The sequence below is a fragment of the Winogradskyella helgolandensis genome (assembly GCF_013404085.1).
Lineage (GTDB): Bacteria > Bacteroidota > Bacteroidia > Flavobacteriales > Flavobacteriaceae > Winogradskyella > Winogradskyella helgolandensis.
Genome location: NZ_JABFHO010000001.1, coordinates 496,482 through 520,976 on the forward strand (window position 1 = coordinate 496,482; position 24,495 = coordinate 520,976).

The window sequence follows — 24,495 nt, forward strand, 5'->3', positions numbered from 1 at the left end:
ACTATTCTGAGATTCCTGCTTTTGCAGAAATTTGTTAGTATCTGTAATGTTCTGGCTTATAAGGCCCTTCAACTTTCACACCAATATAATCCGCTTGGTATTCTGCCAGTTCAGTTAACTCAACACCAATTTTTTCTAAGTGTAATTTAGCTACTTTTTCATCTAAATGCTTTGGTAACATGTATACATCGTTTCCGTAAGCTTCAGAGTTTTTCCAAAGTTCAATCTGAGCTAAAGTCTGGTTTGTAAATGAGTTACTCATTACAAAACTTGGATGACCTGTAGCACAACCTAAGTTTACTAAACGCCCTTCAGCAAGAAGAATAATATCTTTTCCGTCGATGTTATATTTGTCTACTTGAGGCTTAATAGTATCTTTAGTAGCACCATGCTTTTCGTTTAACCAACCTACTTGAATTTCGTTATCAAAGTGTCCAATATTTGCTACAATTACTTTGTCTTTCATTGCCTCAAAATGCTCAGCTCTAACGATATCTTTATTTCCAGTTGTTGTGATAATAATATCAGAATTACCAACAACGGTTTCTAATTTCTTTACTTCAAAACCGTCCATTGCAGCTTGTAATGCACAAATTGGATCAATTTCAGTAACAGTAACAATAGAACCTGCACCTTTAAAAGAAGCCGCTGTACCTTTACCAACATCACCATAACCACAAACCGTTACACGTTTACCAGCTAACATGATATCTGTTGCTCTACGAATGGCATCTACTGCAGATTCTTTACAACCATATTTATTATCGAACTTAGATTTTGTTACAGAATCATTAACGTTAATTGCTGGCATAGTTAAAGTACCATTTTTAACACGTTCATAAAGTCTGTGAACACCTGTAGTCGTTTCTTCCGAAAGACCTTTTATACCTTCAGATAATTCTGGGTATTTATCTAAAACCATATTAGTTAAATCACCACCATCATCTAAAATCATGTTTAATGGCTTACGATCTTCACCAAAGAAAAGTGTTTGCTCAATACACCAATCAAACTCTTCTTCTGTTAATCCTTTCCATGCATATACAGCAGTTCCTGCAGCAGCAATTGCAGCAGCAGCCTGATCTTGTGTAGAGAAAATATTACAAGAACTCCAAGTTACCTCAGCACCTAAAGCTTGTAATGTTTCAATTAGTACTGCAGTCTGAATCGTCATGTGTAAACATCCTGCAATACGTGCACCTTTTAAAGGCTGCTCGTTTTTATACTCCTCACGTAAACTCATTAAACCTGGCATTTCTGCTTCGGCTAAATTAATTTCCTTTCTTCCCCAAGCCGCAAGCGACATATCTTTTACCTTATTTGGTACGTAAGCAACTGTTTTTGAACTCATATTTTTTTCTTTGTTTTTATATTTTAAACACCTTTGGGTTTAGCACTTAAATAGTTAAATTCGCCTATATAAAATACCAAATCTGCCTTAGGCAGTGCAAATGTAATCAATATCATTCAGAATTCTAAATGCCACTATATAAAACCATTAGTGTAAATTCACAAACTACTGTTAAAATCTGGAAGATTGAAGAATCATACGATGCTCTATTTCAGGCTTTAGATTTAAAACCTCAAAGTTTACAACGTGTTTTAGGCATGAAAAGTGAACTGCATCAGCGTGGTTTTTTAAGTGTTAGACATCTGCTGCGTGAATTTGGATATTCCGATCAAGATTTGTACTATGACGATCATGGAAAACCACATCTTAAAGATGGTAAACATATTTCCATTACTCATTCTTTTACGTTTTCAGGGATTATAATTAGCGATAGCGAGGTTGGTATTGATATTGAAAAACAACGTGAAAAAATAAAAATCATAGCGCACAAATTTGTAGATTATGAGTTCAGTTATTTAAACACAATAGATGAAGATTCCATTAGAAGGCTAACCGTGATTTGGGGAATTAAAGAATCACTTTATAAACTTTTCGCCACTCCTGGTATGCTATTTAAAAAACATTTTTTAGTCATTCCCTTTATGTTTGAAGATGGAGAAACAGTAGCTTGGATTGATTACAATAACAAAAAATACAGATACAACACAGCATTTTTAGAATTTGAAGGGTTTACTTGTGCTTATGTGATTCCATAAATTAGAGATGAAAGAAAATAGAATAAAGAAAAATGAACATCGAATTCTCAATTTAGAATTTGATTTTTAGGTTTGGAATTTTAAACCAAAATTTATTCTTACAAATGAAATGAAACACACAACAAGCAACATATTAGATACAATTATTGCTAACGAGAAAAACTTAGCTGTTTTAATCGATCCTGATAAAATGAAACCTAATAAGGTTTCAAGCTTTATAAATAAGGTCAATCAATCTGTTGCGACTCATATTTTTGTTGGTGGAAGTGAAGTCGATAAAGGAGTAACTGAAACGTTAGTCATAGAACTCAAAAAGCACACTATTTTGCCAATTGTTTTATTTCCAGGCGATATCATCCAGATTACAGATAAAGCCGATGGTATTTTGTTTCTATCTTTAATTTCTGGTCGAAATCCTGATTATTTAATAGGTAAACAAGTGGAAGCGGTTTCAAAATTAACTAAAACCAATCTTGAAATTATACCAACAGGCTATATTCTCATTGAAAATGGAAAAGAAACTGCTGTACAACGCGTAAGTGCAACAAAACCGATAAAACGAAGTGATATTCAAACTATAAAAGACACAGCAAAAGCAGGAGAATTATTAGGTATGAAACTCATTTATCTCGAAGCTGGTAGTGGAGCAACACATCCTATTGAATCTTATATCATAACCGAAGTAAAGCAACAGTTAAATATTCCATTAATTGTTGGTGGAGGTATTAAAACTAAAGCAGAAATGGAATCTGCTTATACAGCAGGAGCGGATTTAGTGGTCATTGGAACTGCTTTTGAAAAAGATGAATCCTTCTTTAATGAATTAAAAAACTTAACATAACATGGAAATATCAGTAGATCTCACACTTTCCCCTTTACAAAATGATTACGAAAAACATGTCATTAATTTTATTAAAGCATTGCGTGATTCAAAATTTAAAGTTTTAGAAAATCCTTTAAGCACTCAAATATTTGGAAACTATGACGAGCTCATGCCCTTTTTAACAAAGGAAATAAAGCGTTCTTTTGAAGATGTTGATATTTCTGTACTCACCATGAAAGTGGTTAAAACTAATCGCAGCGACTATGAACCAAATTTTTGATTTCTTTTTTAGTCAATATTCAGACTATCAAACTATGGATATTGTCTTAGAAATTGTGGCAGTAATTTTTGGTTTTCTATCAGTTTGGTTCTCTAAGAAGAACAATATATTAGTATTTCCAACAGGTATGATAAGCACTTGTATTTTCGTATATCTATTACTAAAATGGCAACTTTTAGGAGATATGATGATTAATGCGTATTACTTTATTATGAGTGTTGTTGGTTGGTACATTTGGACTCGAAAAGTAGATGCTAAACACGAAACACCAATCTCTAAAACCACAAAAAAAGAAAAAATTATAAGCCTTGTTATTTTTATAGTAACCCTTGTTTTTGTATTTATCGTTTACAAAACCTTTGACAAATGGACGAGTTGGGTCGCTTATGTAGATACTGTTACAACTGCTACCTTTTTTGTTGGTATGTGGTTAATGGCAAAACGAAAAATAGAAAATTGGATTTATTGGATTATTGGTGATATTATTTCAATTCCTCTATATTTTTATAAAGGATTTACATTCACAAGTTTCCAATATTTAGGATTTACAATAATAGCCATTTTTGGATATTTAGCATGGAAGAAGCACTTAAACAACAACCTAGTAACTGCATAAAAGTAGTTTTATTTGGCCCTGAATCTACTGGTAAAACAACATTGTCTCGTCAGTTGGCGGAACATTACGATTCGGTTTGGGTGCCAGAATATTCACGCACATATCTTCAAGATAAGTGGAACAATGAGCATAAAATTTGCAAACCTAAAGATATACTTCCAATAGCCATTGGGCAGATGAAACTTGAAAACGAATTGGCAAAAAAAACGGACACCGTTTTAATTTGCGACACCAATTTACTTGAAACTAAAGTCTATAGTGAGGCTTATTACCAAGGCACATGTGACCCTATTTTAAATACATATGCTCTAAAAAATTTTTACCATCTATACTTTTTAACTTATATTGACACCCCTTGGGAAAACGACGACCTAAGAGACAAGCCCAATGAACGCGAATCTATGTTTAATGCTTTTGAAACCGCTCTAAAAACCTACAATAAACCTTACGTTTTATTAAAAGGAAATAAAGAGGAACGTCTTAAAATTGCTATTCAGCATATTAATAACCTACTAAAACAGAAGAAATGAGTTTTACTGAAAACGATATCAATCAAATAGAATCTAACGACTTAACCTTAGCTAAGGTTAGAAGCCAAATCGAAATTTTTGAAACTGGAATTCCGTTTACAAGTATTTCTGATGCCGCCACGCTGAATCATGGTATTATGCCCTTAAATGATTCTAGTATTGAAGATTATGTCTCAATTTTTGAAACCGAAAAAGACAACAAGACGTTGTTAAAGTTTGTTCCCGCTTCTGGAGCAGCAACAAGAATGTTTAAGTTTCTATTCAAATTTGTCAGTGAATATAATTCGAATGAACAATCACTCAACTCATATATTAACAAAAATAACCTTAAAGAGTTATCCTTGTTCATGGTAGGCTTAGAGAAGTTTCCTTTTTACAATCAGGTCTTAGAATTATTAGAATCTAAAGGGATTGATTATGAAAACTTATCTAATCAAGAAAAGGTTTGGCATTTTGCAAAAGCTATGTTAGATGAAAATCAACTCAACTTTGGAAACCAACCTAAAGGATTACTCCCTTTTCATGATTACAAGAACAACCATATATCTACAGCATTTGAAGAACATTTATATGAGTCTGCTTTGTATGCTTCAAGTAATGGCGTGGCTAAACTCCACTTCACCATTTCAGAAGTTTATGAAAATAAGTTTACTAAAGAATTCAAAAATATTCAAAATCAGGTTGAACAAAATACTGGAGTAACATTCGATATCTCGTTTTCATACCAACAACAATCCACCGATACTATTGCTGTAACATTAAAAAATAGACCCTTTAGAGAACCGGATGGCTCATTACTGTTTAGACCATCTGGACATGGTGCTTTATTAAAAAACTTAAACGCCTTAGACGCTGATATTATTTTTGTTAAGAATATAGATAATGTTGTCGTTTATAAATATAAAAATGAATTAGCAAAGTATAAAAAGGTATTAGCAGGAATCCTAATCACATTACAAACTAAAACGTTTAAATATTTACAAGAATTAGATTCAGCAGTCATAGATAAAGACACTTTAGTAGACGTAGAAAATTTCTTAACGCACAAATTAAGCATCAAAATATCCGATGAGTATAAAAAATATACAGATCGTTATAAGATTGACTATTTACAAGAAAAATTAAACCGACCAATTAGAATTTGTGGAATGGTAAAAAATGAAGGTGAACCTGGCGGAGGACCATTTTGGGTAAAAGATCATAAATCCAATCAATCGCTTCAAATTGTAGAGTCGGCTCAAATCAATTTAAATGATCCTAATCAAGAAGACATTCTTAAAAATGCAACACACTTTAATCCCGTAGATTTAGTCTGTGGTGTAAAAAATTACAAAGGAGAAAAATTCGATTTAGAAAATTATGTAGATCATAATGCTGCTTTTATAACTGAGAAAACTAAAAATGGTAAGGATTTAAAAGCACTGGAATTACCTGGACTTTGGAATGGAAGTATGGCAAACTGGACTACTATTTTTGTTGAAGTCCCAGTCATTACGTTCAACCCCGTAAAAACCGTCAACGATTTATTAAAATCACCACATCAAATTAAAGGATAGTGGATGCAACCTTACTTAAATCTGAATTAACCTATAAATACGTCCGAAGCTCGGGAAGCGGAGGCCAACATGTCAATAAGGTATCTTCAAAAGCCGAGTTATATTTTAACCTGCAAAACTCATCTGTTTTTAATGACGACGAAAAACAAAAGCTTACCGAATTTTTCGACAATCGCTTAACTAAAGATGGTGTTTTAATTCTTGCCTGCGACGAAAGTAGAAGTCAATTTAGAAACAAGGCCTTAGTAACTCAGCGATTTTTAGAATTAATTCAACAAGGATTAAAGGTAGAAAAGAAACGAATTTCAACTAGAGTTCCGAGATCAGTGAAGCGAAAACGTTTAAAAGCTAAACGGATTAATGCTGATAAAAAAGCGAATCGGAAGCCACCAACACTTGAGTAACCACTTCCAACACTTCGAGTGATTCTGAAGCATAAAGAACTGTACAGAAAAGTGTTAATATACTTTCAAAAAGTTCTAGATACAAAATTCTAAAAAAAAGAATATCACTCGAACTGACACCTTAACTTCAATTCGAAAAAAATTCATAATTCATAATTCGAAATCCTAAAATCCTTTATATCTTTGCCGCGTTCTCAATAAAGGGGTGCCTATTATCGGCTGAGATCATACCCATTGAACCTAGAACAGGTAATGCTGTTTAGGAATAGAGCGTAAAGAAAATGTCTTATGGATATTTTTGGCGAACGCAATAGTTATCAATGTTTATTTTTCTACTTCTGAGTTATATCTTGTATTAATATACAGGCTATAAATTCAAAAAGGAAATCGACATTTTTAAATTTTGCAGTTGCTGGTAGCTCAAAAAATTAATTATTAACAAAGAATAATGACCTCTTTTTATTCGATTATAATACTATAGTCGTATGAAAATTTTATTCAACAATCTCTCAAAAAAACGTAGGCAGAGATTAACACTTTCAATTGCATTTTTAGGAATTTGTTCCGTTTATGGACAAGAAAAACAACAAGACTCCACAAAAGTTGAAAAGCTAGACGAAGTTCTAGTCAAAGCCGTTAGAGTCGATGCAAAGTCACCAATTACACACTCTAACGTTACCAAAGAAGCATTGGAAAAACGTAATTTAGGACAAGACATTCCGATGTTACTTAACTTTCTACCGTCAGTTGTAACGACAACCGATGCTGGTGCAGGAGTTGGTTACACCGGCATTAGAGTGAGAGGAGTTAGCTCACAATCTACTAATATTACCATCAACGGAATCCCTTATAATGATGCGGAATCTTTAGGGACGTTTTGGGTTAATTTAGGCGATTTTGCGTCCTCAACAGAAAGCTTACAATTACAACGTGGTGTTGGAACCTCAACCAATGGATCTGGTGCTTTTGGTGCGAGTATTAATGTATTAACAGATGCCATTTCTAAAGAAGCTTCTGGAGAAATTGCTAATTCATTTGGAAGTTATAATACAAGAAAACATACGGTAAAATTTAGCACGGGTTTAATTAATGACCATATAGAAATTGCCGGTCGTCTCTCTAATATTGCTTCAGATGGTTATATTGATCGTGCTTCAGCAGATTTAAAATCTTACTTTTTACAAGGGTCTTATGTGGATGATAACACGTTAATTAAAGCGATCACTTTTGGAGGCAAAGAAATCACATATCAAGCCTGGAATGGCCTAGAAGATTTAGACAAATTAGAAAACGACCGTACCTATAATACAGCTGGAGAGTACACCGATAATAACGGAGACACTCAATTTTATGATAATGAAGTTGATAATTACAGCCAAGATCATTACCAATTACACTGGAATCAACGCTACAATAACCAATGGTCTACTACAGTGGGTGTAAACTACACTTATGGTCGTGGTTATTTTGAACAATACAAAGACGATGAAGATTTTGGTGATTACGGTTTGGAGCCTTTAAACTTTAACGGTGAAACAATTGATGAAACCGATTTAATTAGAAGACGTTGGTTAGATAACGATTTTTATGTTTTTAACGCGAACGCAAATTATAAAAATGATAATCTAAATTTAATTTTCGGTGGTTCTTTTAGTCACTATAATGGTGATCATTTTGGTGAAATCATTTGGGCTGAATTTGCTAGTCAGACTGAAATTAGGGACCGTTATTATGATGGTAATAGCACAAAAAATGACCTATCTATTTTTACCAAAGCCAATTACAAACTCAACGAAAAAATAAGTTTGTTTGGAGATTTACAAATAAGAAATGTTACTTATGAAACAACGGGAACAACATCTGATATTGTAGAATTTGCAATAGATAAAGATTTCACCTTTTTCAATCCCAAAGCTGGAATCACCTATTCATTAAACACAGGTAATGACCTCTACTTCTCTTACGCTAGAGCCAACAGAGAACCTAACCGAACTGATTTTGAAGTTGATCAAAGTATAAAACCAGAACAGCTTAATGATTTCGAATTAGGCTGGAGACATAAAAAAAACAATTTTAGCTTTAGCGCAAACACTTACTTTATGTTTTACAAAGATCAGTTAGTACTGACTGGAGAATCTGACGATGTAGGAAATCCTATTAGACAGAACGTAGAAAAGAGTTACCGTATTGGTTTAGAACTAGAAGCCATTGTCCCTATAACGTCTAAATTAACGTTACAACCAAATACGACAATCAGCGCAAATAAAGTAGATGAGTTAAGCCTTTCTTTCGATGGAGAATCTCAAAACTTAAGCAATACAGACATTTCATTTTCACCAAGTTTAGTGGCGGCTAATGCGATTGTTTTTCAACCTATTGAAAACCTTCAAATGTCATTGTTAAGCAAATTTGTTGGAGAACAGTATATGAGCAACACTGAAGCAGACTTATCTAAATTAGATAGCTTCTTTACCAATGATTTCAACATCAATTATACATTAAAAACGCAATCTGTCTTTGACGAAATTATTTTCTCAGGTTTAGTTAATAATATTTTTAATGTAAAATATGTATCAAATGGTTATTATTACACTTATGATGATACTTGGTCTAGTTCAACTACGGTAACAACCATTGAAGGTGCAGGATTTTATCCACAAGCCACAACAAACTTTTTAGTTGGTGTAACATTGAAATTTTAATTACTAACATAATAACTATTATTCCCGATAGCTTCAACTCTGTATGGTTTTAATGTACAGGGTTGAGGATTATCGCCTAGCGACGTCCCAGTAATTAAACTATATTCATTACCATCCTCACAGCCACAAACAGCATTTAAACCTACAATTGTTAATTTAGAACAAGAGGACGACGTATGACTTGGATCTGCACCATCCCAAGCTATAATTGAATTGGCATTCGTTCTCACAAGAATAATTCCGTTATTACCATATCCATCCACTCTAACAGCATTCACAGGGAACAAAAGTTGATTAAATTGTGGAAGATTAAGATTCACTGTTAGGTTAACTCCAACATCTAGTAGATAGTTACAATTATATAAAGTGTCATTTTTACTACAACTAAAAACGACAACACAACTTAATATTAAAATTAATTTCTTCACAGGTCTACTATATTTTTTAATGGTTTGAAATTTAACGAATTAAAATACTAAATCGTTTAAAGCCACGAGAACACTCGCTTTCCATGTTGGATTTTAAATTATTAACATTGTTAATGAATTTTAACTTCAAATTTTGATGCGCAATTTACTATTAATTCAACAATACGGTAAATATTTTATATATTTGCATAGTAATCTCGTCAGCGCGAGATTTTTTTTATGCTAACATTATAATTATTAAATAACAACTTTTAAGAAGCACATAGTATCTAGAGTTATTTTTGAGCCTGTCTGATTTTCAGACAGGCTCAAAAATAATAAAGAATCTACTTATTAAAAGGCGTTATATTTAAAACGATTAAATTATGAGTAAAGTATCTTATTACACAGCTGAAGGTTTAAAAAAATTAAGAGAAGAGTTAAACCATCTTAAAGATGTGGAACGTCCTAAGGCATCACAAGCAATTGGTGAAGCTAGAGACAAAGGTGATTTAAGTGAAAACGCAGAGTACGATGCTGCGAAAGAGGCACAAGGCATGTTAGAAATGAAAATTTCTAAAATGGAAGAAATTTTATCTGGTGCTCGCGTTATTGATGAGTCGCAATTAGATTTAACTAAAGCTTTAGCCTTATCAAAGGTTAAAATTAAAAACCAAACTAACGGTATGGAAATGACCTATACTTTAGTTGCTGAAAGCGAAGCTGATATAACTAATGGTAAAATCTCAGTAAATTCACCAATTGGTAAAGGTTTATTAGGCAAATCTGTTGGAGACATTGCTGAAATACAAGTACCAAGTGGTATTATGAAATTTGATATTTTAGAAATTTCGAGATAACGCAGTCTTGCAACTTGTGCTGAACGTGTTTCAGTAAAGCAGGAATGTTATAGATTATTGATAAAAAGATTCCTATTTAATAGGAATCTTTTTATATTTATAGAACACAACATTGACTAGATTATGGCAACACTTTTTACAAAAATAATTTCGGGTGAAATACCATCGTATAAAGTCGCCGAAACTGAAGATTTCTTTGCGTTTTTAGACATCAACCCAAACTCTAAAGGCCATACCCTCTGTATTCCTAAAAAAGAGGTTAATAAAATTTTTGACTTAGACGAAGCTACGTATTTAGCGTTGATGAAATTTTCGCGTCGTGTGGCCATTGCCTTAGAAAAAGCGGTGCCATGTGAGCGTATTGGGATGTCTGTAATTGGACTAGAAGTGCCACATGTACACGTGCATTTAATTCCACTACATACCATGGACGATGCACGCTTTACAAATAAGCAAAAAGTAACACCTGAAGAGTTTAAAGCACTAGCAGAAAAAATAGGATCGTATTTATAGTATTCCTAAAGCAAATAGAACAATTACTATTAACACAATGACCCCAAAAACCACTAAACCCCAAGCTATAGGTTTCAATTTGGTGGACTTAGGTTTGGTTTTAAGTCCTCTTTTGTGGTAATCCACCACACGCTCAATATCGTTAGTCCAACGGATTGGAAAAATCTGTACTTCACAATTTAAACAGCGTAATTGGCATACAGTTTCGTCTGTTATAGCCTTGTAAAGCTTAGTCTCAATAAGTTTTTGCTTGAACGTAAGTTCTAAACTATCGTTAGAATAGCATTCCGGACAGTTATTACCTATCCTAGCTTCTTTTAGTGTAAAAAATCGTGACGAATTCATCCCCCAAATTTAAACTAATTTTTTTAGTATTTCCGACCTATAAATTTTAAAAGCCTGATAAGCCTTACATTACAACAAATTACACCTGTCTCAATATAATTTGAATCGTTGTGCCTTTATCAATTTCAGATGTTAAGACTTTGATTTTACCACTGTGATAATCTTCCACAATTCGCTTTGCTAAAGATAAACCAAGTCCCCAACCTCGTTTTTTAGTGGTATAACCAGGTTCAAAAATTTTAGTAAACGAAGACTTCTGAATCCCTTTTCCTGTATCAGATATATTAATGAAGACTTTATTTTCAAGCTGTGTTAATTCTAGTTTTAAATCTCCTTTACCTTTCATGGCATCAATGGCATTTTTTACCAAATTTTCAATCGTCCAGCTAAAGAGTTGTTCATTTAATTTAACAGGAATCTCTCTTGCTGGAAGTACAATTTCGAAATTAATTAATTTAGAAGATCTCGATTTTAAATAGTCATAAGACGATTTAGTAACCTCTACAATGTCCATTACTTTGAGTGTTGGAGCAGATCCTATTTTACTAAAACGTTCCGTTATGGTTTGAAGTCTGTCTACATCTTTTTCTATCTCTAGAATATATTCCGGATTTACATTTTCAGTCTTTAAAATTTCGGTCCAACCCACAAGTGACGATAAAGGAGTCCCTATTTGATGTGCAGTTTCCTTTGCCATACCTGTCCAAAGTTTATTTTGCTCTGCAATTTTAGAACTCCGATAAAAGAAATAGACCACAGCTGCAAAAAGCAAAATAATCAGCAATAAGGCTAATGGATAGTACTTTAATCTGTTTAGTAATGGGGAATTACCATAATAAATAAATTGTTTAGACTTGCTGCCCATATTCACTTCAATTGGAGTGTTTTCACTTTTAAATTGAACAACAAGGTTTTTTACTACAAGAGAATCTGATAGTAAAGATTCATCAATATTTCTAGACGTACTGAGTTCTCCATTATTATCAATGACAATAACTGGAGTACTAATTATGGTTTCCGTAATTACATGACTAGTCACTTCATTGACCTCATCATTAGACTTTATAGTTCCAATATCTGTTAATGCTACAGACCACGTTTTCATTTTAGAACGCTCTTCGGCCTTAAAATCTTGAAAAAACGTATAGGTATTCCAAAGAATAAGAGAAATAATAATAAAAGAGGAAGCAATAATAATCCAACGGATTATATTTCGGTTGAAGCTAAAAGTCATTAGTTAGATTTAAATCATTTTTAAATATAATGCAAAATTGTTAATATTATTGTTCTTAGTTATCTCCAAAATACTTTTGTCACCAATTCAATATAATTATATTTGATAAAAATCAGCAAACTACATGGTATCATTTGACCCTCAAGATCTTTCAACTAGTATTTTACACGGCTTTTTACTAAGTGCCGTTTCACCACGACCGATTGCTTTTGCTAGTACCATTGATGTAGATGGGAAGCCGAATTTATCTCCGTTTAGCTTTTTCAACGTGTTTAGTGCTAACCCTCCGATTTTGATTTTTTCACCTGCAAGACGTGTCAGAGATAACACCACAAAACACACATTACACAATGTAGAAGCCACCAAAGAAGTGGTTATTAATGTGGTGAATTACGATATGGTACACCAAACATCTTTAGCAAGTACAGAATACCCTGAAGGTACTAATGAATTTGAAAAAGCCGGCTTAACCATGTTACCCTCAGATAAAGTAAAACCTTTTAGAGTCGCAGAATCCCCAATACAATTTGAATGTAAAGTCAATGATATTATTTCTTTAGGTTCTGATGGAGGCGCAGGAAATTTAGTCATCTGTGAAGTTGTAAAACTTCATATTTCTGAAGAGGTTTTAAATGCTGACCAAACGATAAATCAAGAAGCCTTAGATTTAGTAGCAAGAGCTGGTGGCAGTTATTACAGTAGAGCGAAAAAAGGATTTTTTGAAATCCCTAAACCTCTAGCTTCTATGGGAATTGGCGTGGATAATATGCCTGAAGTGGTAAAGAATAGCATGATTTTAACAGGAAACAATATTGGCATGTTAGCAAATGTTGAAACGTTGCCAAATACAGACGATGTTAATAAGTTTATTGATGACATCAGTGAGCGCTATCCGGACATAAAAACGGCATCTCACAGAGAAAAACACAAGTTAGCTCAAAATTATTTGAGCTATGGAGACGTAGAAAGTGCTTGGAAGTTATTACTTTCGTAGTCAGAATAAAATTAAGTATTATAAATATTATAGATTAAGCAAAAATGGAAGTACAAGGACGTATTAAAATGGTAGGTGAGACTCAAACTTTTGGTAGTAACGGGTTTAGAAAAAGAGAAGTTGTAGTGACTACAGAAGAGCAATACCCACAACATATTATGGTGGAATTTGTTCAAGATAAATGTGATTTATTAAACAGCTACAAAGAAGGTCAGCAAGTAAAGATTAATATTAACCTAAGAGGTAGAGAATGGGTTAACCCACAAGGTGAAACAAAATACTTTAACTCTATTCAAGGTTGGAGAATTGAAGGTGTACAAGCACAATCTGCAAGTGGAGATATGCCTCCTGTACCACCAACTGAAGCTTTTGAGCCAGTTAGTGATTTAAAAGAAGATGATAACGACGATTTACCTTTCTAAATCGTAAGTTTAAACTTATACTAAAAAGACTTGTTTTATTTTTAAAGCAGGTCTTTTTCTTTTTTAATTATATTAGTTATTTAGAAATATGCTACCATTCTAATTTGAATTCTATTTAAAGATGCACTTTTTAACTCAGAAAATTGAATTTCCAGATGTATCTGAAGCTTCCGCAGATGGGCTTCTAGCTTTGGGTGGTGATTTGTCTTCAGAACGCTTACTTCATGCCTATTCTGAAGGCATATTTCCATGGTTTCAAGATGGAGAACCTATACTTTGGTGGTCACCAGATCCACGATTTGTTTTATACCCAGAAGACTTAAAAGTGTCTAAAAGCATGAAACAAGTTTTAAGAAAAGGCACTTTTCAAGTTACCGAAAACAAAGCTTTCAATCAAGTATTAGAACAATGTGCGATTACTAAGCGTATTGGGCAAGATGGCACATGGATCACCGAAGATATGATGAAGGCTTACGTCAAACTCCACCAATTAGGATACGCTAAGTCTGTAGAAGTTTGGCAAGATGACGTATTAGTCGGAGGTCTATACGGCATTGCAATTAATGACAAGGTATTCTGTGGTGAAAGTATGTTTGCCAAAGTCAGCAATGCAAGTAAAGTAGGGTTTATCACCTTTATTCAAAATTCAAATTATAAATTAATTGACTGCCAAATCTACACCAATCACCTCGAAAGTTTAGGAGCTAAAGATATCCCAAGAGCTGAATTTATAAAATACCTCAAACCTCATGATATCTAAAACAAGATACCTCATGATCGTTCACCATTCCTGTAGCTTGCATGTGTGCATAAATCACCGTTGAACCCACAAATTTAAAACCACGCTTCTTCAAATCTTTACTTATTGCATCACTCAAAGGTGTATTTCCAGGAGCTTCTTTGTAGTATTTAACGGCATTTTTTATAGGTTTTCCATCTACAAAATCCCATATATATTTAGAAAAGGATCCAAAGTCTTCCTGAATTCTCATAAAAGCTTGCGCATTAGTAATCGTAGCATTTACTTTCAACTTATTTCTTATGATGCCTACATCTTGTAATAAGTCTTTAACTTTAGAAGTATCATAGTTTACAATTTTTTTATAATCGAAATTATCGAAGGCCTTTCTAAAATTTTCACGCTTTTTTAAAACCGTAATCCAACTTAATCCGGCTTGAAATGTTTCAAGAATTAAAAACTCAAAAAGTGTATCGTCATCATACACAGGAACTCCCCATTCTTCATCGTGATACGCTTCATATAAGGGATCACCAACGCACCAACCGCATCTGTTTTTAGTCATTTGTAAGGATTTTTATTTAATACTACTAATGTAACAACTGTTGCATAAAAAATGGCAACGGAATATTATTTTTGTTATCATGAATACAGACACACTTACCTTACAAGATATAATTTCAGAAAGTCTAAAAAACAGTATGACTTATGCTGAATACAGAGAATTAGTTATAAAATTAGTTGAAGAAAAATCGACTACCGGAAACGATAAAACAGATGCTTTAGTGGAGTACACACTACTAAACGACAGACGTATGAGACGTTGGGATAAAACGGCTAAAGTTTCTGATGCTATGAAAACCAAGATTGAAAGTATTGATAAAAAAGTAACGTGGTTGGTAATTTCTGAAAGTTGGTGTGGAGATGCTGCTCATATTATGCCTATTATTAATAAAGTAGCTGAGCTTAATGATGCTATTGATTATAAAATTGTACTCAGAGATGAAAATGAAGCACTAATGGATCAGTTTTTAACTAATGGAGGAAAATCAATTCCTAAATTAATTATGTTAGATTCTGAAACGAATGCTGTTTTAGGCACCTTTGGACCACGACCTACAGTGGCAACAAAAATGGTACAAGATTACAAAGCTGAACACGGTATGTTAACACCAGAATTTAAAGAAGATTTACAGCGCTGGTATAATAAAGATAAAGGCCAATCTCTTATTGAGGATTTGGTTAACTTATTAAAATGAGTCATGTATTTCTGTGGCTGAGCATAGTCGAAGCCACACTTTTATTTCCCTTTGAACAAAAACGTAATCGTACCTAATTGCTCTTTCTTGTCTGATGTATCAAACTGAACAGTTTCAGCATAAGAAATTGCATGATTTATTAAGCACTGGTTATCTGAGTTAGAAGAACCATTAATATAAGCATCAATAACATCACCTGCGTCATTCACTCTAATACTCACTACTATTTTTCCTCCATATTCGCATAAATATCGTGGTGTCTTATAATGGGTTAAGGTTCTACCTTTTAAAGAATAGGTTAGCGTACTTTTTGCTTTGGCGTGTTCATCTGCTTGTTTTTTATTATCCAACCGTTGCTTTAACTCTTCTTGAAGTTTTTTATAAGATTCTGTTTCTTCTGAATTTAAAGCGTAAGCATTACTACCTGCATACGATTTGTTAATACTTGTTTCCTCTAGCACCTCACTTGCTTTAGCTTCTGCCATGGCTTTTGTAGTACGTTCAAAATCATTGGCGTCAACAGTTTTAAAGTTGCGCATCATTTCTTTATATTCTTGGTCTTCGTTAAATGCTTTATTGGTAGATTTCCCATTGATATCTTCTATGTCCTGAAGGTCTTCTTTTGTTATTTCAGGTTCTGGTTCCATGAGATAATAACTTTCAGTCACTAAATCATCTTGAAGTTTCAGCTGTAAACTAAACATGCCAAAGACTACAATTCCTGCTAAAAGAAATGTAATTATTGCGGCTTTATGTTGATCAACAAAATTCAGTATAAAATAGTTTTAGTCTATTAATAGATACGATTATAATGAAGAAATAGTTTAAGAACTTATCTTAAACCGGTGTTAAATCACGCTTTGGAAGGTAAATTGGCTATAAAATCTTCAGGCGTTAAGGCATCATCTACTTTAAAATCTCCAATACGCGTGCGTCGTAATGATGATAAATGCGCCCCAGAATTTAATGCTTTTCCAAAGTCGTTCGCCAAAGATCTAATGTAAGTTCCTTTACTACATACCACTTTAAAATGTAATTCTAATTGATTAATTTCAGTGATTTCAAATTCAGTGATTTCTACTTGTCTCGATTTAATTTCAACCTCCTCACCTGCTCTTGCAAATTCGTATAACCGTTTGCCATCTTTTTTAATCGCGGAAAACACGGGAGGAAATTGATTTATTTGACCTATAAATTGTGGAATTGTATTCTGAATTAAGTCGTCTGTAATATGATCTGTAGGAAAGGTTTCATTGACTTCCGTTTCTAAATCAAAAGAAGGGGTTGTTCCTCCTAAAACAAACGTCCCAGTATATTCCTTTACTTGACCTTGAAAAATATTAATCTGCTTGGTCATTTTACCAGTACAAATCACCAATAATCCTGTTGCTAATGGATCTAAAGTCCCAGCATGACCTACTTTAATCTTTTTAATATCAAAAGCATGACGAATTTCCCAACGCAATTTATTAACCGCCTGAAAAGAGGTCCACGTTAAGGGTTTATCTATTAATAAGACTTCTCCGTTTAAATAATCTTCTTTAGTTTTCATTTATACTAGAGACCAAATTATAGCAATAACACCGACAACAACACAATAGATAGCAAAATATGATAATTTACTCTTTTTCACTAAAGCAATCATCCAAGTACAAGCAAATAAACCGGCCACAAAAGCGGCTATAAAACCAACACTCAACGCGGTTACATTAGAACTATCATAGGTTAATTCACCTCCTAAAAGGTCTTTAGCAATTTTACCAAATATTAAAGGCACAACCATTAAGAATGAAAATCGAGCTGCTTTAGTTTTATCATTACCTAATAACACAGAGGTTGAAATTGTAGCACCTGAACGTGATATACCTGGCAGCATAGCAATAGCCTGAGAAATACCAATGATAAACGCATTAGAAAACGATACTTTTTTCTGTGTATCTTTAGCCTTATCTGCTAAGAAGAGTAATACGGCTGTAACAATAAGCATACAACCTACAAGAAGAATATTTCCATTAAAAAGTTGCTCTAATTCTTCTTCAAAAAAGAGACCTACTATCACAGCTGGTATCATGGATAAAGCAATTTTTGAAATGAACTGAAGATCTTCATTCCATTCAAATTTTAAAATACCTTTTATGATATCAAAAATATCTTTTCTAAAAATTACCATGGTACTTAATGCAGTGGCAAAGTGTAGAACAACGGTAAACAACAAACTTTCTTTTGGTACAGAATTATCACCAAGAATGGCTTTTCCTATTTCTAGGTGACCACTAGAGGATACAGGTAAAAACTCCGTAAGACCTTGAATAATTCCTAAAATAATTGCATCTATAATTTCCATGAGACAAAAGTATCAATTAAGAGAAATGATACGCTGTAAATGTAAATAAAATATGAATTATTTTTTAGAGTCTTTATTAGGATTCAAAAGAATAGCGTAAACCTGAATACCAAATCCAATTAAGACTAGTGTTGGTGCTAAACGAATTCGTCTCCAGCTATATATAGATTCGTCAAAAACATTAGGATCGTCACTACCACCACCAGACATTAAGATAAACCCAACAACAATAAATGCTAAACCTATAAATAAGAATTTATAGTTTTTCTTTCCAAAGATAAATTCGGATTTTGAGTCTTCATTTCGTTTTTGTTGTCCCATGGTCATTTCTAGTTTACTATAGTAATATGCAAAGTAACAGTTTTATTTCTAATAGAAACGTTAAGAGTTTGTAAATTTAATAGTGATAAAAGCGGATTCTAATGTCTAATATTTACTGTAATAATTCTCTATGTCTTTAAAAGAATAAAACTTAGTAATAATTTCACCTTTGCTATTGAGAAGTATATACGTAGGAAATTCCCATACATCCATAACTTCAACAAGATCGTTATCGCTTCCTAATTCTCTATAGTTTTGCCAATCATAATTATTCTTCTGCAAATAACTTAGCCATTTATCAGCTTGTGTATCAATAGAAATACCAATTAATTCTACATTGTTTTTTTCAAACACTTCTAAATAGTTAACCATCTTTTTATGATCGTGAACGCAGGGTGGACATTGAACAAACCAAAAATCTAAAAGATAATCTCCTGTATGAGACCTGTCTACTTTTGCAAGTGCTCCTTTTCTATTATAGAACTCAAAAGCTGAAAGATCCAAACTCTCGGTTTTAACTAAGTCTTTTAAAACTCTATGAACACTTAGCGTGTGTGCTTTTAAAGTATCTGATTGTTTATCTAAAATAGATTTTAAATCAATCAATCTAGATTTATAATTTTTGTTTTTATCTATATAATGATTGCTTATTTCAAAAGAAAACGGATGATTAAGATTCTCCTCCACACTGTTCAATAAAAATGTATTGACATCAAAATTGTTAATCTCAAGCCTATTTAAACTATCTAAATCGGAATAGAAACGAATAGATTTAGTATAAATTTCAGATCCAATTACAGTATCAATCTTTAACGATTCAGGTAATAATTCCACTTGAATCTTTAAACGTTCACCATTAAGAAATACTTTTTCAGAATATGTTTTTTCGTCTTTAAAAACATCAATTATAAAGGCATCATTAATAGTCTTGCTAAAGTTAAAAATATAAGGACTTCCATGTTTTGAACTAATACCTTCAGAATTATTATAGCTTACAACTTTAATACTATCTGGCTGTACTTCACTTAAAATTTCAACTGAAATACTATTGGGATGTATCGTTTCAAGAGTATTACATGAACTAAAGAGACCAATTAGACATAACGCTAGAACGTAAACAGAAACTTTCATGCATTAATAATAAAGTTGATCCGTCTTCAAGTTTAAGAAACGTTGTGTGGCGATGAAAGTACTAATCCAAGTAATTACAATGCCTAATAGGAAAATGCCGACAAACAAGCCTGCAATTAAAACGGTGTTTCTTAGTAATTCTAATTCAGGAAACGTGAGGTCTAAATAGTATAAAACAACTGCCATGCCTCCTAAGGCAACTAGTGCACCAATGATTCCTAATTGCACACTTTTCCATACAAAAGGCCTGCGAATAAAGGTTTTGGTTGCACCGACCATTTGCATTGTTTTTATAATAAAACGCTTAGAATACACGGCTAATCGTATAGAACTATTAATTAATAAAACAGCAATTAACGTAAACAACCCACTAATAATTAGTACCCAAAACGTGATTTTTTTAACGTTGTCATTCATGAGTTCTACCAAATCATTATCGTATCTTATTTCTTCAATAAATGCTTTATTGGAAAGCGCATCTGTTATTTCAGTTAATTGTTCTGTCGTTACAAAATCTGCTTTTAAGTGTACGTCAATCGAATTCTTTAAAGGATTGTAACCTACAAAATCCATAAAGTCTTCACCTGTTTCGGCTTTCATAAACTCTGCGGCTTCTTCTTTAGAAACATAAAGGGCATCTTTTGTGTAATCCGCCATCGCTAAACTCTTTTTTAGCTGATTGACTTCGACTTCTTTTGCCGTATCATTCAAATAAATGGTCATTACCACTTGTTCTTTAAAGTGATCTGCTACTTTTTTAGAATTGATGACTAAAAGACCCAAACAGCCTAAAAGAAACAAGACCAAAGCGATACTTATCACTACAGAAATGTAAGATGATATCAGTTTACGTTTTTGATATTTGTCAAAAGATGATGCCATGAATGAATGCGGATTTATGCTGTAAAAATAATAAAGAATTTGCTTATGTTAACTATTACAACGGTGAACTTTTAATAGTGTTGTATATGATGACTTAAAGTAAGTAAGTGCACCTAAATTCTATGGTATTTCAACAACAAATTCAGATGTTTTCTTACTAGACTTAATAGCTTTTAAATTTTGTATTGGCATAGTTCTTGTCAAAGCTTGAACAATCAATTAAACCTTAAAATCAATTATTATGAAAAAATTACTCGTTGTAGTCGCACTTGCAGCTTTAGGATTAACGGAAAAAACCAATGCTCAAGATATTGAATTTGGAGCCAAAGCCGGACTCAATATCTCTAATTTTACAGGAGGAGATGCTGACCGAAACAGCCTTATCGGATTTCATGTGGGATTCATTTCCGAAATTCCATTAAGTGAAAAATTCTCACTTCAACCCGAACTTTTATATTCTAGACAGGGTTCTGAAGTACAAGATGTGGTTAAGATAAAAGTCGATTACTTAGCCATTCCAATTATGGCTAAATACTATGTAGCTGATAGATTTAGCTTAGAAGTAGGACCACAATTTTCGTTTCTGGTTAATGATAAAGGCGAGTATATAGATAGTGATTTACCAGATGAAGACACAGATGCCTCTAGTGTTGATATTGGTGCAAATGTTGGACTTGGTTATAATTTGGGTTCAAACCTATTTGTGCAAGCACGTTATAATTTTGGAATCTCAACTGTAGCAGAAAATCCAGATATAAAAAACAGTGTTTTTCAAGTCGCTTTGGGCTATAAGTTTTAATCTCCCACAACTTAACCTAGTAAAAGCATCTTGTCTAAAACAAGGTGCTTATTCTTTTATAATTCCTATTCATTTTAAAATAGGCTGTTTAGATGGTTATTATTAAATTTGCGCTTTAAAGTAAAGGCAAATTCGCGCAAAGGCGCTAAGTCACAAAGTCATTTTTTTAAACGATATGCTTTGCGACTCTGCGCCTTTGCGTGAAAAGACAATTCATATGACATACAATTTCAACGACATAGAAAAAAAGTGGCAAGACTATTGGGCAAAAAACCAAACATTTAAAGCCTCAAACCAAAGCGATAAACCAAAATACTACGTATTAGATATGTTCCCTTATCCTTCTGGAGCAGGTTTACATGTTGGCCATCCTTTAGGTTATATTGCTAGTGACATCTATGCACGTTATAAACGCCATAAAGGTTTTAATGTCTTACATCCTCAAGGTTATGATAGTTTTGGATTGCCTGCAGAACAGTATGCGATACAAACAGGTCAGCATCCTGCAGTTACTACTGAAACCAATATTACAACGTATCGTCGTCAATTAGACCAAATTGGTTTTTCTTTCGATTGGAGCAGAGAAGTAAGAACTTCTAATCCTGAATATTATAAGTGGACACAGTGGATTTTTATACAATTGTATGAGTCTTGGTTTTGTAAACATGCAAATAAAGCATTTCCTATTTCTGAATTAGAAAAGGTATTTGCTAGAGAGGGTAATGCTGCTGTAGAAGCTGTATGTGATGATAATGCAGGCCAGTTTACGGCAGAGCAATGGAATAATTTTTCTTCAGAAGAACAACAAGAAATACTTTTAAAATACAGATTAACCTATTTAGCAGAAACTGAGGTTAACTGGTGTCCGGAATTAGGAACCGTTTTAGCCAATGACGAAATAGTTAATGGTGTTTCGGAACGAGGTGGTCATCCAGTAGTACGTAAAAAAATGACCCAATGGAGCATGCGAATTTCTGCGTATGCAGAACGTTTACTTCAAGGATTAGATGATCTCGATTGGACCGATGCCTTAAAAGACATTCAGAAAAACTGGATTGGTAAATCCGTTGGAGCTTCGGTATCTTTTAATGTAAATGGACACGATGATGTCATCGACGTTTTCACTACAAGACCAGATACTATTTTTGGAGTGTCATTTATGACGCTTGCACCAGAACACGAATTAGTATCACAAATTACAACCGAAGCACAAAAAGCTGAAGTTGAAGCTTACATAGAAAAATCAGCCAAACGAAGCGAACGCGATAGAATGGCAGATGTAAAAACCATTTCTGGTGTGTTTACAGGAGCTTATGCGGAGCATCCGTTTTCTAAAGAACCGATTCCTATCTGGATAGGCGATTACGTTTTAGCAAGCTACGGAACAGGTGCAGTTATGGCAGTGCCTTGTGGTGACCAACGTGATTACGATTTTGCAAAACATTTTGATATTGCTATTCCAAATATATTTGAAGGTGTTGATATTTCTGAAGAAGCCTATGCTTCTAAAGACAATGTAAAAATCGCCAATAGTGATTTCCTTAATGGCATGAACTATAAAAAAGCATCTAAATTGGCTATTTATCAATTAGAACAATTAGGTCAAGGCGTAGGTAAAACTAATTACCGTTTGCGTGATGCTGTATTCTCAAGACAAAGATATTGGGGAGAACCATTCCCAGTCTATTATGTGAATGGTATGCCACAAATGATAGATGCTGAGCATTTACCGATTAGATTACCGGAAGTTGAAAAATATTTACCAACCGAAGAAGGTGAACCGCCTTTAGGACGTGCAGACGTTTGGGCTTGGTGTACTGAAAGTAATTCTGTGGTTTCTAATGATAAGATAAACAATACAACAATTCATCCACTAGAACTAAACACCATGCCTGGTTGGGCAGGAAGTTCTTGGTATTTCTTCCGTTATATGGAAGATGCAGCCAATAGAGATGGTGTTTTTGCAAGTGAAGCTGCGCTGAAATATTGGGAAAATGTAGATTTATATATTGGTGGCGCAGAACATGCGACTGGTCACCTACTCTACTCGCGTTTCTGGGTGAAATTATTGAAAGATCGCGGTTTTGTTAATGTTGAAGAGCCTTTTAAAAAGTTGATTAACCAAGGAATGATTTTGGGGACTAGTGCTTTTGTTTATAGAGTTGGACCTTCCGTTACAGTAAAAAGTATGTCAGAAACTGTTCGTTTAGATGAAGTCAAATTACCTCATTTCTATGTTTCAAAATCAAGTTATGATAATTTTCAAAAAGGAATACAAGACAAAAATATAATTGAAGTTTTAAATAAAACAAATTCTATTTGGGAAAAGAATGGATTCAAAGTTGAATCTAATTTTGAAAAAATATCATTATCTGAAATTCACGTGAAAGTACAATATGTAAATGCTTCAGATGAATTAGATATTGAAGCATTAAAAACGGATCCTGAATTTGGAGCTGATTATAAAGATGCTATTTTTATTAGTGAAAACGGAGATATTATTGAAGGAAATAACGATGTTTACAAAGTAGGTCGAGACGTTGAAAAAATGTCTAAATCAAAATACAACGTTGTGAGCCCAGATAGTATTTGTGCAGATTACGGAGCAGACAGTCTAAGACTCTACGAAATGTTCTTAGGTCCTTTAGAGCAATACAAACCTTGGAATACTGCTGGTATTACAGGAGTCCATAATTTCCTTAAAAAACTATGGAAATTATACGTTGGTGAAAATGGTTTAAAAGTGAATGATGCTGAAGCGACCAAAGACAACTTAAAAACCTTACACAAAACCATAAAGAAAGTCCAAGAAGATATTGAGAATTTCTCTTTCAATACGTCAGTTTCTACCTTTATGATTGCGGTAAATGAACTAACCGCTCAGAAGTGTACAAGTAAAGCCATTTTAGAACCTTTATTGGTTTTAATTTCACCTTACGCACCACATATTGCTGAAGAATTATGGAGTCAATTAGGAAATAATGATTCTATTTCTACGGCACCTTTCCCTGTTTTTGACGAAAGTCATTTAGTAGAAAGTAGTAAAAACTATCCCATTTCTTTTAATGGTAAAATGCGTTTTACTTTAGAATTGCCAATGGACATGAACAAAGACGATATTGAAAAAACCGTAATGTCTCACGAAAAAACAATTGCGCAATTAGATGGCAGAACACCTAAGAAAATCATTGTGGTGCCTGGAAAAATTGTAAATATTGTTGGGTAAAC

27 protein-coding genes are annotated in these 24,495 nt (G+C 33.3%); 16 read left to right on the forward strand and 11 right to left on the reverse strand.

The window, feature by feature from the left end; genetic code table 11:
• Positions 1–34: 34 nt before the first annotated feature.
• Positions 35–1,351 carry an adenosylhomocysteinase gene (gene ahcY, locus HM992_RS01890; RefSeq protein WP_179318468.1) on the reverse strand — a complete coding sequence of 439 codons (1,317 nt, stop codon included), beginning with the start codon at positions 1,349–1,351 and terminating at the stop codon, positions 35–37.
• 128 nt (positions 1,352–1,479) lie between these two features.
• Here ahcY and HM992_RS01895 point away from each other — a divergent pair, with 128 nt between their 5' ends.
• The 8 genes from HM992_RS01895 to HM992_RS01930 all read left to right on the forward strand — a co-directional run bounded on the left by HM992_RS01895 (position 1,480) and on the right by HM992_RS01930 (position 9,017).
• A complete protein-coding gene (locus HM992_RS01895; protein ID WP_179318470.1) occupies positions 1,480–2,106 on the forward strand; it encodes a 4'-phosphopantetheinyl transferase family protein in 627 nt (208 codons plus the stop codon).
• A gap of 109 nt (positions 2,107–2,215) precedes the next feature.
• Entirely contained in the window at positions 2,216–2,947 is a 732-nt protein-coding gene (locus tag HM992_RS01900; protein ID WP_179318472.1) for a geranylgeranylglyceryl/heptaprenylglyceryl phosphate synthase, read from the forward strand.
• Between the two features lies 1 nt (position 2,948).
• Positions 2,949–3,209, forward strand: a complete 261-nt coding sequence (locus tag HM992_RS01905) for a thiamine-binding protein (RefSeq protein ID WP_179318474.1) — start codon at positions 2,949–2,951, stop codon at positions 3,207–3,209.
• Positions 3,193–3,825 (forward strand): nicotinamide riboside transporter PnuC, encoded by a 633-nt coding sequence (gene pnuC, locus HM992_RS01910; RefSeq protein WP_179318476.1) that lies wholly within the window; start codon positions 3,193–3,195, stop codon positions 3,823–3,825. The genes HM992_RS01905 and pnuC overlap by 17 nt, the downstream gene beginning before the upstream one ends.
• Complete coding sequence (locus tag HM992_RS01915) at positions 3,786–4,355, forward strand: AAA family ATPase (RefSeq protein ID WP_179318478.1); 570 nt, start codon at positions 3,786–3,788, stop codon at positions 4,353–4,355. The genes pnuC and HM992_RS01915 overlap by 40 nt, the downstream gene beginning before the upstream one ends.
• Positions 4,352–5,911 (forward strand): DUF4301 family protein, encoded by a 1,560-nt coding sequence (locus HM992_RS01920; protein ID WP_179318479.1) that lies wholly within the window; start codon positions 4,352–4,354, stop codon positions 5,909–5,911. Before HM992_RS01915 ends, HM992_RS01920 begins: the two co-directional genes overlap by 4 nt.
• Positions 5,911–6,315 carry an alternative ribosome rescue aminoacyl-tRNA hydrolase ArfB gene (arfB, locus tag HM992_RS01925; RefSeq protein ID WP_179318481.1) on the forward strand — a complete coding sequence of 135 codons (405 nt, stop codon included), beginning with the start codon at positions 5,911–5,913 and terminating at the stop codon, positions 6,313–6,315. The genes HM992_RS01920 and arfB overlap by 1 nt, the downstream gene beginning before the upstream one ends.
• A gap of 485 nt (positions 6,316–6,800) precedes the next feature.
• Complete coding sequence (locus HM992_RS01930; protein ID WP_179318483.1) at positions 6,801–9,017, forward strand: TonB-dependent receptor; 2,217 nt, start codon at positions 6,801–6,803, stop codon at positions 9,015–9,017.
• On the opposite strand, the gene HM992_RS01935 is transcribed toward HM992_RS01930, so the two are convergent.
• Positions 9,014–9,445 carry a hypothetical protein gene (locus tag HM992_RS01935; RefSeq protein ID WP_179318485.1) on the reverse strand — a complete coding sequence of 144 codons (432 nt, stop codon included), beginning with the start codon at positions 9,443–9,445 and terminating at the stop codon, positions 9,014–9,016. The two genes, HM992_RS01930 and HM992_RS01935, sit on opposite strands and share 4 nt — an antisense overlap.
• Positions 9,446–9,810: 365 nt before the next feature.
• On the opposite strand from HM992_RS01935, the gene greA reads away from it, so the two are divergent.
• Both greA and HM992_RS01945 read left to right on the forward strand, forming a co-directional pair.
• Entirely contained in the window at positions 9,811–10,284 is a 474-nt protein-coding gene (gene greA / locus HM992_RS01940) for a transcription elongation factor GreA (RefSeq protein ID WP_178986674.1), read from the forward strand.
• A gap of 123 nt (positions 10,285–10,407) precedes the next feature.
• Positions 10,408–10,797, forward strand: a complete 390-nt coding sequence (locus tag HM992_RS01945) for an HIT family protein (protein ID WP_178986673.1) — start codon at positions 10,408–10,410, stop codon at positions 10,795–10,797.
• On the opposite strand, the gene HM992_RS01950 is transcribed toward HM992_RS01945, so the two are convergent.
• Positions 10,792–11,142: a hypothetical protein gene (locus HM992_RS01950; RefSeq protein ID WP_179318487.1), complete on the reverse strand. Its 351-nt coding sequence runs from the start codon at positions 11,140–11,142 to the stop codon at positions 10,792–10,794. The two genes, HM992_RS01945 and HM992_RS01950, sit on opposite strands and share 6 nt — an antisense overlap.
• Before the next feature lie 79 nt (positions 11,143–11,221).
• The gene (locus tag HM992_RS01955; protein ID WP_178986671.1) at positions 11,222–12,376 is read right to left on the reverse strand and encodes a sensor histidine kinase; all 1,155 of its coding nucleotides are present in this window, start codon (positions 12,374–12,376) and stop codon (positions 11,222–11,224) included.
• A 124-nt stretch (positions 12,377–12,500) separates the two neighbouring features.
• Here HM992_RS01955 and HM992_RS01960 point away from each other — a divergent pair, with 124 nt between their 5' ends.
• The 3 genes from HM992_RS01960 (at position 12,501) to aat (ending at position 14,552) form a co-directional block, all read left to right on the forward strand.
• On the forward strand, positions 12,501–13,370 hold the full coding sequence (locus tag HM992_RS01960) for a flavin reductase family protein (RefSeq protein ID WP_178986670.1): 870 nt from the start codon (positions 12,501–12,503) through the stop codon (positions 13,368–13,370).
• Between the two features lie 44 nt (positions 13,371–13,414).
• The gene (locus HM992_RS01965) at positions 13,415–13,792 is read left to right on the forward strand and encodes a DUF3127 domain-containing protein (protein WP_178986669.1); all 378 of its coding nucleotides are present in this window, start codon (positions 13,415–13,417) and stop codon (positions 13,790–13,792) included.
• Positions 13,793–13,913: 121 nt separating this feature from the next.
• Positions 13,914–14,552: a leucyl/phenylalanyl-tRNA--protein transferase gene (gene aat, locus HM992_RS01970; protein WP_178986668.1), complete on the forward strand. Its 639-nt coding sequence runs from the start codon at positions 13,914–13,916 to the stop codon at positions 14,550–14,552.
• Here the strand turns inward: aat and HM992_RS01975 are convergent.
• Positions 14,533–15,096, reverse strand: coding sequence for a DNA-3-methyladenine glycosylase I (locus tag HM992_RS01975; protein WP_178986667.1), 564 nt, complete (start codon positions 15,094–15,096; stop codon positions 14,533–14,535). The genes aat and HM992_RS01975 overlap by 20 nt on opposite strands.
• 79 nt (positions 15,097–15,175) lie before the next feature.
• On the opposite strand from HM992_RS01975, the gene HM992_RS01980 reads away from it, so the two are divergent.
• The gene (locus HM992_RS01980; RefSeq protein WP_179318489.1) at positions 15,176–15,790 is read left to right on the forward strand and encodes a thioredoxin family protein; all 615 of its coding nucleotides are present in this window, start codon (positions 15,176–15,178) and stop codon (positions 15,788–15,790) included.
• A 41-nt stretch (positions 15,791–15,831) separates the two neighbouring features.
• On the opposite strand, the gene HM992_RS01985 is transcribed toward HM992_RS01980, so the two are convergent.
• The 6 genes from HM992_RS01985 to HM992_RS02010 form a co-directional block, all read right to left on the reverse strand.
• Complete coding sequence (locus tag HM992_RS01985; RefSeq protein ID WP_179318491.1) at positions 15,832–16,494, reverse strand: hypothetical protein; 663 nt, start codon at positions 16,492–16,494, stop codon at positions 15,832–15,834.
• 149 nt (positions 16,495–16,643) lie between these two features.
• Complete coding sequence (gene truB, locus HM992_RS01990) at positions 16,644–17,342, reverse strand: tRNA pseudouridine(55) synthase TruB (protein WP_179318493.1); 699 nt, start codon at positions 17,340–17,342, stop codon at positions 16,644–16,646.
• Positions 17,343–18,134 (reverse strand): undecaprenyl-diphosphatase UppP, encoded by a 792-nt coding sequence (gene uppP / locus HM992_RS01995; protein WP_178986663.1) that lies wholly within the window; start codon positions 18,132–18,134, stop codon positions 17,343–17,345.
• A gap of 57 nt (positions 18,135–18,191) precedes the next feature.
• Complete coding sequence (locus HM992_RS02000) at positions 18,192–18,455, reverse strand: DUF3098 domain-containing protein (protein WP_178986662.1); 264 nt, start codon at positions 18,453–18,455, stop codon at positions 18,192–18,194.
• A 105-nt stretch (positions 18,456–18,560) separates the two neighbouring features.
• Entirely contained in the window at positions 18,561–19,586 is a 1,026-nt protein-coding gene (locus HM992_RS02005; protein ID WP_179318495.1) for a TlpA family protein disulfide reductase, read from the reverse strand.
• A gap of 3 nt (positions 19,587–19,589) precedes the next feature.
• Positions 19,590–20,468, reverse strand: a complete 879-nt coding sequence (locus tag HM992_RS02010; protein WP_178986660.1) for a cell division protein FtsX — start codon at positions 20,466–20,468, stop codon at positions 19,590–19,592.
• A gap of 241 nt (positions 20,469–20,709) precedes the next feature.
• Here HM992_RS02010 and HM992_RS02015 point away from each other — a divergent pair, with 241 nt between their 5' ends.
• On the forward strand, positions 20,710–21,267 hold the full coding sequence (locus HM992_RS02015; RefSeq protein WP_179318497.1) for a porin family protein: 558 nt from the start codon (positions 20,710–20,712) through the stop codon (positions 21,265–21,267).
• A gap of 217 nt (positions 21,268–21,484) precedes the next feature.
• A complete protein-coding gene (locus HM992_RS02020; RefSeq protein ID WP_179318499.1) occupies positions 21,485–24,493 on the forward strand; it encodes a leucine--tRNA ligase in 3,009 nt (1,002 codons plus the stop codon).
• The last annotated feature ends 2 nt before the right edge of the window (positions 24,494–24,495 follow it).